The organism is Phenylobacterium sp., from assembly GCF_030654915.1.
GTDB lineage: Bacteria > Pseudomonadota > Alphaproteobacteria > Caulobacterales > Caulobacteraceae > Phenylobacterium.
Map to the genome: position 1 here is coordinate 1 of NZ_JAURWM010000041.1, position 13,843 is coordinate 13,843.

Below are 13,843 nucleotides of genomic sequence, written 5' to 3' on the forward strand. Positions count from 1 at the left end.
CTCGTTGCGCTCAAGGATCCGGCGGGCGGTGTGAAAGTCTATGTCGGCCAATTCGCTCAACGCCACCAGGAACTTGGTGGTCTCGCGCGCGCGCAGGAACCCGGCCAACACTGGCGGGGTGAGGGCTTCGCGGCCTCGCAGGGCGCGGACTTGTTTCTGGGCTTCGGCGTAGTCGGCGGGCAGGGCGCCGTCGCGGGTGGCCAGCCGGGTGCGGCCGGCGGTGAGCGCGGCGTCCAGCTCAGTCGGGTCCACCGTGGCGTTGCGGGCCAGGATGTCGCCGCGCAGCCGGCTTTCGACCACGAAGTACATTTCGTTCAGCAGGTCGATCGGCAGGGACTTTCGCGCGACCACGGCCTCGTGCAAGGCTGGGTTTTCGACCGCGCGGTCGACCACGATCTCCTGAGTTTCACGCGACATGAGCGCGCCTGTGTTGGCCAGCAGCACGCCCAGGGTGGCGTCGTCGCCGCGCTCCACGATCGCTTCGGAGACCGCCTCTGGCACCAAGGAGCGCTGGGAGATGACCCGCAGATGGTCTTGTCCTCGGGTGTGGATCACCGACAGCAGGTCATCGTCGGTCAGGGCCTTGGAATTGGCCAGCACCGGACGGGCGACATCGATGGAGACATCGCGGGCCAGGTCGCGGAGCAGCCGGCGCGGCGCGGCCTCGACATTTGCCATGCGCCCGGCGAGTTCGGCGCGAACCGCCTCTTCCATTTCGCTGGCTAGCTGGCCCATCACGTCGTCGAACAGGCCCAGTTCGTCTGTTCCGTGCGCGCCGTCGGTCGAGAAGAATAGGTCGGTGACGCCGCGCAATAGCTCTCGGCGCCGTTCGCTGGACGGCTCGCGGGCCATCTCGATCAGGTCGTGGAGTTTGCTGCGCATCGCCCGTCAGGGTTAACCCAAGGCGCTTAATCCCCGCCTAACGGTTGAGCTTAACGACCTCGCCACCACTTGAGGCCGGCGCGCTCGGCGCGATCAAGCAGGCCGTGGAGCACCACCCCCATCAAACCCAGGACCACCAGGGCGGCGATCATCCGAGCGGTCTGCAGCTTGTTGCCGGCGTCGAGGATCTGCCAGGCCAGGCCGCGGACCCCGCCGGATCCGGCCCCGAATTCGGCGACGACGGCGCCGATGATCGCCAGGCCCGCGCCTACCTTGTGGCCTTCCAGCAGGAAAGGCACCGCCGAGGGCAGCCGCAGGCGCATGACGCGGCTCCAGCGGCCGGCGCCATAGAGGTCGAACAATCGCTCCAGGTCAGGATCGGCAGCGCGCAGGCCGGTGACCGCGCCTGAGAAGATCGGGAAGAATGCGACCAACACCGCCAGGGCGATGATCGCTCGCTCCGGATGGTCGATGCCCGCCCAGATCAGCACCAGCGGCGCGATGGCGACCACCGGCGTCACCTGCAGCACGGAGGCCAAGGGGCGGACGGCCGCCTCCAGGATTGGGTTGAGGCCGATGACAATGGCTACAGCGATGGCGACGAGGCTGGCGATGACCAGGGCGATGAGCGCGGTGGAAAGCGTGATCCAGGCCGCGGCCATCAGGCTTGGCAGGTTCTCGACCAGCGCGACCGCGACCCCGGAGGGCGGCGGCAGGAAGTAGGCTGGGACGCCCATGGCTCGCACCGCGAACTCCCAGGCCGCGAGCAGGATAGCGATCAGGACAAAGGGGGCGAGGACGCGGCTCACGCGGGCGCCTCCATGCCGACGGCGAGCAGGTGCGAAACCTCCTCCACCGCGCTTCGGAAACTCTCGGAGGTGCGGAAGCCGGCGGGGCGCGGCAGGACGCCGCCGACCTCGGCGACGCCGGCGATGCGGCCCGGGCCGCGGGTCAGGACCACCACACGATCGGCCATGTAGACGGCTTCCTCGACATTGTGGGTCACGAAGACGATGGCGGGCCGCGAGGCGGACCACAGGGCCAGTACGTCGTCGGCCAAGGTGCGGCGGGTGATCTCGTCCAAGGCGGCGAAGGGTTCGTCCAGCAGCATCAGACGCGGCTCGGTGACCAGGGCGCGGGCCAGCGAGACGCGCATGGCCATGCCGCCTGAGAGGGTCGCCGGGCGGGCGTTTTGCGCCGCCGCCAGGCCGACGCGCTCCAGGGCCAGGGCGGCGCGGGCGCGGGCCTCGTCACGGTGCACACCGGACAGTTCAAGCGGCAGGGCGACGTTCGCCTGGGCGGTCAGCCAGGGCGCCAAGGTCGGCGCCTGGAAGACCACGGCGGTCTCGCCGCGTTCGGTGGAGCGCGTGAGCGTCCCGCGCGTCGGGCCTTCGAGACCAGCCAGCAGCCGCAGGGCCGTGGACTTGCCGCAGCCCGAGGGACCGACCAGGGCCAGGACTTCGCCAGCGCCGATCGACAGGCTCACGGGCCCCAGCGCCCGGCCCCGCCCAGGATAATCGACCTCAACCCCGTCCAGCGTCGCTACCGTCATACTTTCCTCCCCTGCGAAGCGGGGGAGGGGGACCGCCCGTAGGGTGGTGGAGGGGGCGGCCTCAGGCTCCGCGCCCGGTCTTGCCCCCTCCACCACGCAGACGCGCGGTCCCCCTCTCCCGTAAACGGGGGAGGAAAGGTGCGATGGCCTGTCATGCTCTTGAACCCGCGAGACCGAGGGCGAGGACACGTAGGCCATCTGCGACCCCGTCGACATCGGCGAAGACCGAGGAGGCGGGGACGCGATGAACCGCCAGGCCTTGCGCCGCCAGCCACAGATCTCGTCGTGCATCGTGCATTCGTTGGGCTTCCTCGCCATGCAGGTGGCCGTCGATTTCCACGGCCAGCCTTGCCGCGGGGCAAAAGAAATCGAGGATGTACACACCCAATGGATGCTGACGGCGAAAGACCGGACTGTCGGGCAGGCGTCGCCGCAGACGCGACCAGAGCATGACCGCGGGTTCGGTCATTGCCCGGTGAAGGCCCTTGGCCCTCTTGAGAGTTAGTGTCGTACTTCGCACGCGCTACTTCGCCGCCGAGGGGGCGACGAACTGCAGGGTGTAGGCGCGCTTGTAGTCCATGGTCGGGGGATAGACGCCCTGCTCGGAGGCGACCTTGAAGAACTCGGCCCAACGGGCGTCGGTCATCACGCCGATGCCGCCGGTCTTGGCGTCGCCGGAGTCGACGATGCCGTAGGAACGCAGCTTTTCGCGCGCCTGGTCGAGGACGTCCTGGGTCATTTCTGGATTGTCCTTCTTGATCAGGGCGTCGCCGGGGGCCGCATCGCCTTCGAGATAGCTTTTCCAGCCCGCGGCCGAGCCCTCGACGAACGCCTTCACCGCCGCGGGGTTCTTGGCGATCAGGCTGTCGGGCATGAGGATCATGGTCGCGTAACCGGGGTAGCCTTCGTCGGCGAGCAAGAACACCTTGGCCTTCAGCCCGGCCTGCTTCTCGATCGTATAGGGCTCGGACGTCACATAGCCCTGCTGGACGACCCGCTTGTCGGACAGGAAGGGGGCGGCGTTGAAGGTGTATTTCCGCACCTGGTCGTCGGTGAAGCCGTACTTAGATTTGAGCCACACCCAGAAGGCGCTGACCGAAGCGTCCGACAGCAGGATCGGGCGGCCTTTCAGGTCGGCGATCTTTTCCAGGCCTTGGTCGGGGTGCGCGATCAGGACCTGCGGGTCCTTCTGCATCATGGCCGCCACGGCCTTCACCGGGATGTTCTCCTTGGCCAGGTTCATGACGATGAAGCTGTTGGAGCCCATGCCCGCCTCGACCGCGCCCGACGCCAGCAGTTGCGGCACGTTCACGCCTGGGCCGCCTTGGACGATCTGCACATCCAGGCCGCGCTTGGCGTACTCGCCGGTCGCGACCGCCTGGTAGAAGCCGCCCTGTTCGGCCTGGGCGCGCCAGTCGGTGGCGAAGCGGATCTTGGTGGGAGTTCCTTCGGCGGGGGCGGCGGCCTGTTTCTCGCCCGGCGAGCAGGCGCAAACCAGGGCCGCGAGCGCGACGGCGGCGAGACGCAGGACCTTCATGGACATCCCCCAAACTGAACGGGCGCGAGCCTATGCGCTGGCGCGCGTCGTTCCAAGGTCGCAGGCGACGAAGTTTAGGCGGCTTTAGCTTTTCGGTCCGGGGACAGCCACTTGGCGAGCACGTCGTGCAGGGCCTGGATCTGGATCGGCTTGCCCACCGCCGCGTTCATTCCGGCCTTCAGACAGGCAGCCTCCATCTGCGGCATGACGTCGGCGCTCATGGCGATGATCGGCACGGTGGCGTTGGCGCCGCCCAGGGCGCGGATGGCGCGGGTCGCCTCCAACCCGTCCATGCGCGGCATGTGGACATCCATCAGGATCAGTTCGCAGGCGCTGGTCTGGGCCGCGGCGACGCCTTCTTCGCCGTTCTCGGCCAGGATAACCTCGCACCCCAGCAGGCCGAGCACGGTGGCGGCCAATTCCCGGTTCATCGGATGGTCGTCGACCAAGAGGATCCTCGCGCTCAATACGCGCTCGTCCTTGGCGGCCGGCGGCTGGGGGGCCGCGGCCTCGGCGCGGGGTGCGGTCACCTCGAACCAGAATGTGGAGCCGACCCCGGGCGTGCTGTCGACGCCGATCTTGCCACCCATCAACTCCACCAGGCCCTTGCAGATGGCGAGGCCCAGGCCGGTGCCGCCATGGCTCCTGCTGACCGAGGAATCGCCTTGGCTGAACCGCTTGAATAGGCGCTCTGCCTGATCGGAGGGCACGCCGATTCCGGTGTCGACGACCTTGAAGCGCAGAAGGTTCAATGCCGCGTCCCGCTCCAGGACCTGGACTTCGAGCCCGACGCGGCCGCGTTCGGTGAACTTGATGGCGTTCGACAGCAGGTTCAGCAGGACCTGGCGCATCCGCAGATCGTCGATCAGCACGGCGGCTTCGACCGGGCCGATGAAACTGAGCTGCAGATCGATTCCCTTGCGGCGGGCGGCCTCGGCGACGATGGCGAGGGCGTCCTGGGCGATGGCGCGGGGCGTGATCACGGTTGGTCGCAGTTCAACCTCGCCAGCCTCGACCTTGGAGAAGTCGAGGATGTCGTTGACCACCGCCATCAGCGAGGCGCCCGCCCGGTCGATCAGAGCCAGTTGCCGGCGAGCGGGATCGGGCAGGTCCTCGCGCTTCAGCAAGACCTCGGTGAAGCCGACGATCGAGCTCATCGGCGTGCGGATCTCGTGACTCATGGTGGCCAGGAACTGGGTCTTGGCGAGGCCGGCGGAGACCGCCCGCGCCTGGGCGGCGCGGGCGACTCGCGTGCGGCCGGCCCAGAGCCGTTTCATCCGCTTTTGGTCGGCGACCGCCATCGCCATGGCCAGATTGGTGAGGAAGGCGACGGCGATCAGGAACTGCAGGCTGCGGGTTTTCTCCGCCAGGGTCCAGCTGGTGAGCTGCACGGGGGCCGGCAGGGAGACGACGAAGCTCGATAGGGTGACGGCCATGATCAGCGCCGCGACGGCCGCGCCCCTTGGCCCCAAACGGAAGGAGAGCAGCGCTAGGGCGGGGAAGATCAGCAACGACATTGGAAAGCGGACGGGCAGGAATGTCGCGGCGCTGACCGCGACGATCAGGATGTAGAGCCCGATCTGTTCGCCGGCCGAGCGGCGGAAGTCCCGGATCATGTCCGGACGGGCGACCAGCAGGACGGCGGGCAGGACAATCGCCATCCCCAGGGCGTGACCATAGAACCAGCTGGTCAGGATCACGTTGAAGTTTCGGCCATAGAGGGTGAAGAGGTCGGCGGCGGCGATGGCCGCGACGGCCGTAGCGGGCGCGACGGCGAGCAGGATCAACCGCGTCACGCGGCTGAAGCTGGTCAGGCGCAGGGTCGCGCCGCAAGCTCTTCGCGCCAGCCAGGACGCGCCGAAGGCTTCGGAAAAGGTGAGGATCGGGAACAGCAACGCCGCGAGCGGCGGGTTTCCGATCAACAGGTTGCAGGTGAAGTTGATGAGGAAGCAACCGCCGGCCAGGGGGAGGCTCCAGCGCCAGGGCAGTAGTAGGAATGCGGCGGCGAGAATCCCGCTCGCGAACCAGATAACAGCCACGCCCTCGCCAGCCCTTGTCAGGGTCAGGCTGAACAACATGCTCGCGACATAGGCCAAGGCCAGAGCGCCGCTGAGCATCAGATTGTGAGACCGTGTGGTCCGGGGAGGCATAGGGGTTCCCGCTTCTTCGGACAAACCCTGCGCCGGCCTTAGAAACCAAAGGCTTAAAGCGACACTCCACAGGACAGTATGTCGCACGGCGCTGGCGAGCCGCGCGCTAGGGGGTCGGCGTGCCGAGCGGAGCGAACTATCCACAGGATTGGCGTGAATTGCGCCTGTCCGGTTCTGTTTGCTCTAACCCTGTTATGGTGAACCGATCTATGCGACGGCTTGGCTGGTAGGATGGTTGAGAGAGGCCTTGGCGTGGGAGTTCGGTTGCGGTTCGCGGCGGCGGTCGTCGCCTTGGCGGGCGCGACTGTCGCTCACGGCGCGGCGGCCGAGTTGAACGATAGCTCTTTGACTGCGGTCCAACGCCGGGCGATCGCCGCGAGCGGTCTGCCCCGCGCCTCTATCGTGTCGGTGAAGCCTGACATGGTGGTGGCGATCCGCAATCGCGGGACCCCCAGCGCCGGCGGCGGCGTGATCGAGGGGGTCGTGCTGCAGGGCGAGGTCGTCTCAAGCAACGCGGCCCAGGTGATGGGCTATCGCTCAATGCGCTCCACCGTGAACGTCGACTGTGTCCGCCGCCGTGACCTAGTGGTGAAGATGGCGGTGTTCAGCGAGCCGAACGCCAAGGGCGAGGTCGTCAATCGCCAGGTTCCGGGTGGTTGGGTGCAGCCCTCGCCGGACGCCTATCTGTCCGATGTCATGCGCAGCGTCTGCGCGTCGGTTCCGCGGACGGCGGTGGCCGAAACGCCGCCCTTGGCTCCGGTAAAGGCACGCAGTGAGCCCGAGCCGAAGTCGCGTCCGGCCCCAATCGTCGCGCCGGCAGGTTCGATATCGCCGCCGGCTCGTACTCGTACGGCGATGCTCAACGCCGACCGCCCGGTCCCGACGTCGGTCGACGCTCGCATGGCGCGGTTGGATGAGCCGCCTACCGCGCCCGCGCCCGCGCCGGCGCCGCCGCGACAAGCGCCGGAGGTGCATTTGCGGCCGGTGGTCGCGCCGCCGGCCGTGCTGAAGGCGCCAGCCCCGAAACCGCCCGCCGCGAAACCGGCGGTGTCACGGCCGGCCACACCAGGCAAGGTCAGCGTGCAGATCGCGGCCTCGCCGACCGAGGCCCAGGCCCGCGAAGCCTTGGCGAAGATCAAGGGCCGGGTGAAGGCTCCGTTGTTCACCTCGGTTCGCAGCGTCACGGTCGATGGCAAGGTCTTCCACCGCGCGCTGATCAACGGTTTCCAGAACCGCACCGAGGCGCAGGCTTTCTGCGCCTCGGCCGGCGGGGCCTGCTTTATCCGCTAGCGGCTGGTTTCCAGCGCCTCGCGGCGCTCTTCGAGCCCTAGCCATTCATCCTCGGACGCGGACAGTTCGCGCCGCGCCGCTTCAAGCGCCTTGTTGACCTTGTCGAAGGCGGCGACGTCGCGGGCATAGAGTCCCGGATCGGCCAGATCGACTTCAAGCTTGGCGATCTTGCCGGGCAGGGCGGCGATGGCGGCCTCCAGTTCCTGCAGCCGGCGCTGATCCTTGTAGGTGAGCTTGGTCGGCTTGGCGGCCTCGGCTTTCACCGCGGCCTTGGTGACGTGCGGCGTCGGCGCGGCGATGGCCCGGAAGAAGCCGGGGTTCTGCGACAGGAAATCCTGCCAACCGCCAGGCGTCTCGACCACCTTACCGCGACCGTCGAGCGCGATGGTCGAGGTGGCCAGTCGGTCGATGAAATCACGGTCGTGGCTGACCAGGATCAGCGTGCCCTCGTAGTCGGCCAGCAGGTCCTCGAGCAGGTCGAGAGTGTCCATGTCGAGGTCGTTGGTCGGTTCATCGAGTACGAGCAGATTGGCCGGGGTCGCCAGGGCGCGAGCCAACAGCAGGCGATTGCGCTCACCCCCCGACAGGCTGCGGACCGGCTGGCGCAGCTGCTGGTCGGTGAACAGGAACTCTTTGGCGTAGGCCGCCACGTGCTTGGGCTGGCCGCGCACCATCACCTGGTCGCCGCCCATTGGCGTCAGCACGTCACGGAGCATCATCTCGGGTTTCAGCTCGGTGCGAGCCTGGTCGATATAGGCGATCTCCAGATTGGCCCCGAGGTTCACGCTGCCCTCGTCGGGCGCGAGTTCGCCCAGCAGCAGCTTGACCATCGTGGTCTTGCCGGCGCCGTTCGGTCCGACGATGGCGACGCGGTCGCCGCGCAGGATGCGAGTGGAGAATTCCTTCACCAGGGTGCGGTCGCCGAAGGATTTGGAGATCCCCTTCACCTCGGCGACCCGCTGGCCAGACATGCCCGAGGAGGCGATACCCATGGAGAGATCGCCGCGCACTTCACGCAGGCGGTCGACCTTGGTCTTGCGCAGATCCATCAGGGCGCGGCGGCGGCCTTCGTTACGGGCCCGGCGGCCGGTGACGCCGCGCTGCAGCCAGTACTCTTCCTTCTCGAGCAGTTTATCGAGCTTGCGGCCTTCCTCGGCCTCGGCGGCCAGGACCCGTTCGACCCAGGCGTCGAACTCGACGAAGCCCTTGTCCAAGCGGCGGACCTTACGGTGTTCCAGCCAGAACGAGCGGTTGGTGACGCGACCCAGGAAGGCGCGGTCGTGGCTGACGATGACCAGGGCCGAGCGCATCGAGGCGAGCTCGGTCTCCAGGGTTTCGATGGCCAGGATGTCGAGGTGGTTGGTCGGCTCGTCCAGCAGCAGGACGTCCGGCTCCTCGGCGAAGGCGCGAGCCAGGGCGGCGCGGCGGATCTCGCCGCCCGACAGGCCCGTGGCGGGCTTGAACGGGTCCATGCCGAACAGGTCCAGCGCGGCTTCCCCGCGGTGCGGCTCGGCGCCGCCGAGCGTCACGTAGTCGAGCAGGGTCTCGCCGGTGATCTCCGGCTCCTGCGGCACATAGGTGATGCGGGTGGCGGGCTGGATGCTGCGCTCGCCGTCGTCGGCCTGGACCTGGCCCGCGAGGATCTTCAGCAGAGTTGATTTGCCGGCGCCGTTACGGCCGACCAGGCAGGCGCGCGAGCGCGGCTCCACCGCCAGATCGACGCCGTCGAACAACATCTTCGGCCCGTCGGCGAGACGGACATTCTTAAGTGCGAGAATGGGGGGCTTCATGCGGCCAGGGACATAGCCGGACCCGCCGCTTCAAGCGACTCCTCAGTTCGGAATGGGCTCCATGGTCGCAGCGCTGGGGGGCGAGGGCGCAGGCGGTTCGATCATCGGCGGCTCGACGGTCGGCGGCGGCTCCAGCGCCGAGGCGGCGTTTGAGAAATCGTCGGCTAGGCCTTCGAAGAAGTAGTTGCGCGGATCGGCTTCATAGATCGCCACCGGATCGGGCAGCAGCCACTCGAACTCACGGACCGGCAGGCTGGCGTGGGCCGTGACCATGAAGTCGCGCCAGATGCTGGCCGCGACCTCGCCGCCGGTGACCTTGTTCATGGGCTTGTCGTTGTCGTTGCCGACCCAGACGCCGGCCACATAGTCGGGGGTGAAGCCGATGAACCAGGCGTCGCGCCAGTTCTGGCTGGTGCCGGTCTTGCCCGCCGCCGGTCGGCCGAAATTGGCCCGGGCGCCAGTGCCGCTCGTGACCACCTTCTGCATCATCCTCACCATCATGCTGGCGAAGTGAATGTCATAGGCGGGCACCGGCGAGGTGGTCTGGTGGGTGAAGATCACCTGGCCGTCGATGGTGGCGATCTCGCTGACGATGAAGGGCGTGATCCGGCTCCCCGCCTGCTGGAACACCTGATAGGCCGAGGTCATCTCGATCAGGGGGACCTCGTAGGCGCCCAGCGATACCGACAGGTTCGGGTTGGCCGGGAGGGTGGTGATCCCGAACCGCGAGGCGAGGTTGGAGATCGCCGCGGGACCGACCTCCTCACCTAGTTTCACCGCCACGGTGTTGATGGATTGAGCCAGTGCCGTTTCGACGCTGACCGCGCCACGATAGCGGCCGCCATAGTTCTTGGGCTCCCAATCGCCGATCTTCACCGGCTCATCGACCCGCACGTCGGTGGGCAGCACGCCCTTTTCGAGGGCGGCGGCGTAGACGAAGGGTTTGAAGCTGGACCCCGGCTGGCGCTTGGCCTGGACCGCGCGATTGAAGACGCTTTCACCATAGTCCACCCCGCCGACCATGGTGCGAACGGCGCCTTGGGAATCGATGGCGATCATCGCGCCCTGGCTGGCGCCGCTGGCCTTGCCCTGGCCTTGGATTATGCGCCGCAGCGCCTGGGCGCCGTTGGCCTGCAGCTTGGTGTCGATGGTCAGGCGCACCACCAGGTCGGGTGAGTTGGGACCCACCATCTTCAGGACTTCGCCGGTGGCGTAGTCGAGGGCGTAGCCATTGTCCCCATCATTGGCGAGCGCGGTCCCCGCCAGCTTTGGCGGGTTGGCGATGGCCTCGTTCATCTCCTGCTGGGTGATCCAGCCCTCGCCCAGCATCCGCTCCAGCACCAGGCGCTGGCGCTTCAGCGCGCCTTCCATGTTGCGGTGGAGCGCCATGCGCGAGGGCGCCTTGGGCAGGGCCGCGAGCAGGGCGGCTTCGGGCAGGGTGAGCTGGGTGGCCGGCTTGCCGAAGTAGGTGCGCGCCGCGCCGTCCAATCCGAAGGTGTTGGCTCCGAAATAGATGCGGTCGAGATAGAGCTCGAGCACCTCGTCCTTGGTCATCATCTGTTCCAGCTTGTAGGCCAGGGCGGCCTCCTGGATCTTCCGCCGGATGTTTTGGTCGGGCGTCAGGAACAGGCCCTTGGCGAGCTGCTGGGAGATGGTCGAGCCGCCCTCGACCACGCGGCCGGCCTGATGATTGGCGCGGGCGGCGCGGGCGATGGCCCAGAGATCGACGGCGCCATGCTTGTAGAAGCGCCGGTCCTCGGCGGCGAGGAAGGCCTTGGGCACATAGTCCGGCAGGCGGTCCAGGCGAATGTCCTCGCCGTATTGCGGTCCGCGCGAGGCCAGGAAAGCGCCGTTCATGTCGTAGAACTTGATTGCCGGCGCACGGCTGGAGGCATAGAGCGCCTGACGGCTCGGAACCTCCGGCAGGTCCTGCAGATAGTGCTGGTTCACATAGTTGGCGGCGTAAAGCGCCGCCGAGACGCCCAGCGCCACGATGACGGCCAGGCTGATCCACAGCCAGCGCAGATCCAGACGCCGACGCGTCCCCTCAGCCCCGCCGCCACGCTTGCCTTTCCTGCGCTCAGGGGGCAGGTCGGCGCGGAACGGTTCGTCCGGCTTGGGCGCAGCCTTCTTGAGGCCGGGCCTAAGTCCGCCGGTCGGCGCCTTTTCGGGGCGGTCAGGATCGTTGTCGTTGTCGGTCACGGATAGTCTGGATCGGCTTATATTGGTTTGTGTAGGACGCCTGTAGCATGGCTTCGAGGCCTTTCTGGGAAACGAAGTCTCTCAAGGAGATGACGCCGCGCGAGTGGGAGAGCCTCTGCGACGGCTGCGGGCTTTGCTGCCTGATCCGTTTCGAGGACGAGGACACCGGCGAGATCATCCCGACACGGGTCCATTGCCGCCTGTTCGATTCCGAGAGCTGCGCCTGTTCGAACTATGCCGACCGCAAGCGCCACGTGCCCGACTGCATCAAACTGACGCCGCAGAATGTCGATACCTTGAAATGGATGCCGCTGAGCTGCGCCTACCGGCGGGTGAACGAGGGCCGGGGTCTGGCCGATTGGCATCCGCTGATTTCCGGCGATCCTGAGAGCGTCCACCGCGCCGGGGTCTCGATCCGCGGCGAAACGGTCAGCGAAGAAACTCTCGAGGACTCCGACGACGCCATCCAATACGCGGCCTGGGATCTGCTAGATGAACGTGGCGAGGACTAGCCGCATAGTACGCATGTGATAAAAATGTCACATTTGGGCTTGCGCGTCCCGTCAAACGGCCTAATTGAGGGCCAGGTTTTGTTTGTTTGAGAGGTCTCTTCCTTTGGCGCGCGACCCCTATCTGGAACTCGGCGTGTCCCGTGGCGCGAGCCACGATGAGATCCGCAAGGCGTTCCGCAAGCTCGCCAAGCAGCATCACCCTGACACCAACCCGGGCAACAAGGCCGCCGAGGACCGCTTCAAAGTGGTCAGCGCCGCCTTCGACATCTTGGGCGACGCCGAGAAGCGTAAGAAGTTCGACGCTGGCGAGATCGACGCCGATGGGCGCGAGGTCATGCGCGGATATGGCGGCGGCGGCGGGGGAGGCGGCGGCCCTTGGAACCAGTCGCGCAACGCCGAAAGCATGGAGGGCGCTGATCTGGGCGACCTGTTCAGCGAGATTCTGGGTCGGCGCGGCGGCGGCGGCGGTGGGTTCGGCGGCTTCTCCCAGAGGGGCGCCGATGTTCGAGCCAAGCTTGAGATCGACCTGGAAGACACCATCCACGGCGCGAAGAAGCGCATCGCCTTTTCGGACGGCCGGACGATCGACGTCTCCATCCCGAAGGGCGCCGAGGAAGGCCAGACCCTGCGCCTGAAAGGCCAAGGCTCGCCGGGACGCTCGGGCCCGGGCGATGCGTTCATCGAACTGGTGGTGCGGCCTCACGCCATTTTCCGGCGCGAAGGCGAGGCCCTGGTCATGGATCTGCTGGTCTCGATCCCGGACGCGGTCCTGGGCGGTAAGATCGAGGCGCGCACGCCGGATGGCGCGGTGACGCTGACCGTGCCCAAGGGCGCCAACAGCGGCCAATCGCTGCGGCTCAAGGGGCGGGGGCTATCGGACCCGCGCGGCAAGCGCGGCGATCTGCTGGCCCGGATCGTGTTGATGCTGCCTGAAAAGCCGGACGCCGAGTTGGAGGCGTTCGCCGAACGTTGGCGAAAAGAGCGGCCCTACACGCCTAAGAAGAAGTGATCGGTGTTCGGTCTGCGTGACAGACCGACGCACGCCATTCATAAACCTGCCATTCAGGCTCGGTTCAGTGACGTGGTTGTAATCCTTTAGATCATGAAACGCCTTCTCCTCATCGTCGCGCTGCTGGCCGCCGCTCCGGTGGCCGGCTATGCGCAGCCCGGTCCGGACTACGGCCGCCCGTCCTATGGCGGCGGCCGAGGCGACCAGGACACGGCGCGGGCGGCGGTGCGCGGCGGGCGGCAGGTTCCGCTGTCGCAGGTGATCGCCACGATTTCGGCCCGCACGCCCGGTAGGCAACTGAACACCACCCAGGGCGACGCGGGCGGCCGACCCGCCTACTTCGTCCAGTGGCAGACCAATGACGGCAGGGTGATCATTTTCGTCGTCGACGCCCAGAGCGGGGCGATCATCTCCCGCCAGGGCGGCTAAAGGAGTTCCATGCGTATTCTACTTGTTGAGGACGACCCGGACCTGTCGCGCCAGCTCAAATCGGCGCTCGGTGACGCAGGCTACGCGGTCGATCATGCGCCAGACGGCGAAGAGGCTCAGTTCCTGGGTGAGACCGAGCCCTATGACGCGGTGATCCTCGATCTTGGCCTGCCCAAGGTGGACGGTGTTTCGGTGTTGGAACGCTGGCGCCGCGAGAACATGGCCGTACCCGTGCTGATCCTCACCGCCCGGGGCGCTTGGAGCGAGAAGGTCGCCGGCTTCGACGCCGGGGCTGACGACTATCTGACCAAGCCCTTCCATACCGAGGAACTGTTGGCCCGCCTGCGCGCCCTGCTGCGGCGCTCGGCCGGCCTCGCCGCGCCCAGCCTGTCGATCGGCGGCCTACGCCTGGATCCGCGCGCCGCCCGGGCCAGCGTCAATGGCGAGCCGCTGCGCCTGACCTCGCTGGAGTACCGCTTGCTGCACTATC

Annotated in this window: 13 protein-coding genes; 5 read left to right on the forward strand and 8 right to left on the reverse strand. The window is 67.3% G+C overall.

The window, feature by feature from the left end; all coding sequences use genetic code 11:
* The 6 genes from Q7T84_RS01780 to Q7T84_RS01805 all read right to left on the reverse strand — a co-directional run.
* On the reverse strand, positions 1-882 hold an 882-nt coding region (locus Q7T84_RS01780; RefSeq protein WP_304805885.1), incomplete at its 3' end, for a DUF2336 domain-containing protein.
* Between the two features lie 50 nt (positions 883-932).
* Positions 933-1,691: an ABC transporter permease gene (locus Q7T84_RS01785; protein WP_304805886.1), complete on the reverse strand. Its 759-nt coding sequence runs from the start codon at positions 1,689-1,691 to the stop codon at positions 933-935.
* Entirely contained in the window at positions 1,688-2,434 is a 747-nt protein-coding gene (locus Q7T84_RS01790; protein ID WP_304805887.1) for an ABC transporter ATP-binding protein, read from the reverse strand. Before Q7T84_RS01790 ends, Q7T84_RS01785 begins: the two co-directional genes overlap by 4 nt.
* 151 nt (positions 2,435-2,585) lie before the next feature.
* A complete protein-coding gene (locus Q7T84_RS21100) occupies positions 2,586-2,903 on the reverse strand; it encodes an endonuclease domain-containing protein (RefSeq protein ID WP_370653605.1) in 318 nt (105 codons plus the stop codon).
* 54 nt (positions 2,904-2,957) lie between these two features.
* Positions 2,958-3,977 (reverse strand): ABC transporter substrate-binding protein, encoded by a 1,020-nt coding sequence (locus Q7T84_RS01800; RefSeq protein WP_304805890.1) that lies wholly within the window; start codon positions 3,975-3,977, stop codon positions 2,958-2,960.
* Positions 3,978-4,045: 68 nt separating this feature from the next.
* The gene (locus tag Q7T84_RS01805) at positions 4,046-6,088 is read right to left on the reverse strand and encodes an ATP-binding protein (protein WP_304805892.1); all 2,043 of its coding nucleotides are present in this window, start codon (positions 6,086-6,088) and stop codon (positions 4,046-4,048) included.
* A gap of 285 nt (positions 6,089-6,373) precedes the next feature.
* Between Q7T84_RS01805 and Q7T84_RS01810 the strand changes: the two genes are divergently transcribed.
* Complete coding sequence (locus Q7T84_RS01810) at positions 6,374-7,411, forward strand: SPOR domain-containing protein (protein WP_304805893.1); 1,038 nt, start codon at positions 6,374-6,376, stop codon at positions 7,409-7,411.
* On the opposite strand, the gene Q7T84_RS01815 is transcribed toward Q7T84_RS01810, so the two are convergent.
* Positions 7,408-9,201 (reverse strand): ABC-F family ATP-binding cassette domain-containing protein, encoded by a 1,794-nt coding sequence (locus tag Q7T84_RS01815; protein ID WP_304805894.1) that lies wholly within the window; start codon positions 9,199-9,201, stop codon positions 7,408-7,410. The two genes, Q7T84_RS01810 and Q7T84_RS01815, sit on opposite strands and share 4 nt — an antisense overlap.
* Before the next feature lie 42 nt (positions 9,202-9,243).
* On the reverse strand, positions 9,244-11,403 hold the full coding sequence (locus tag Q7T84_RS01820; RefSeq protein ID WP_304805895.1) for a transglycosylase domain-containing protein: 2,160 nt from the start codon (positions 11,401-11,403) through the stop codon (positions 9,244-9,246).
* Positions 11,404-11,450: 47 nt separating this feature from the next.
* On the opposite strand from Q7T84_RS01820, the gene Q7T84_RS01825 reads away from it, so the two are divergent.
* The 4 genes from Q7T84_RS01825 to Q7T84_RS01840 all read left to right on the forward strand — a co-directional run.
* Complete coding sequence (locus tag Q7T84_RS01825; protein WP_304805896.1) at positions 11,451-11,915, forward strand: YcgN family cysteine cluster protein; 465 nt, start codon at positions 11,451-11,453, stop codon at positions 11,913-11,915.
* 103 nt (positions 11,916-12,018) lie between these two features.
* The gene (locus Q7T84_RS01830; protein WP_304805897.1) at positions 12,019-12,924 is read left to right on the forward strand and encodes a J domain-containing protein; all 906 of its coding nucleotides are present in this window, start codon (positions 12,019-12,021) and stop codon (positions 12,922-12,924) included.
* Positions 12,925-13,017: 93 nt separating this feature from the next.
* The gene (locus Q7T84_RS01835; protein WP_304805898.1) at positions 13,018-13,353 is read left to right on the forward strand and encodes a PepSY domain-containing protein; all 336 of its coding nucleotides are present in this window, start codon (positions 13,018-13,020) and stop codon (positions 13,351-13,353) included.
* A 9-nt stretch (positions 13,354-13,362) separates the two neighbouring features.
* On the forward strand, positions 13,363-13,843 hold a 481-nt coding region (locus Q7T84_RS01840), incomplete at its 3' end, for a response regulator (RefSeq protein ID WP_304805899.1).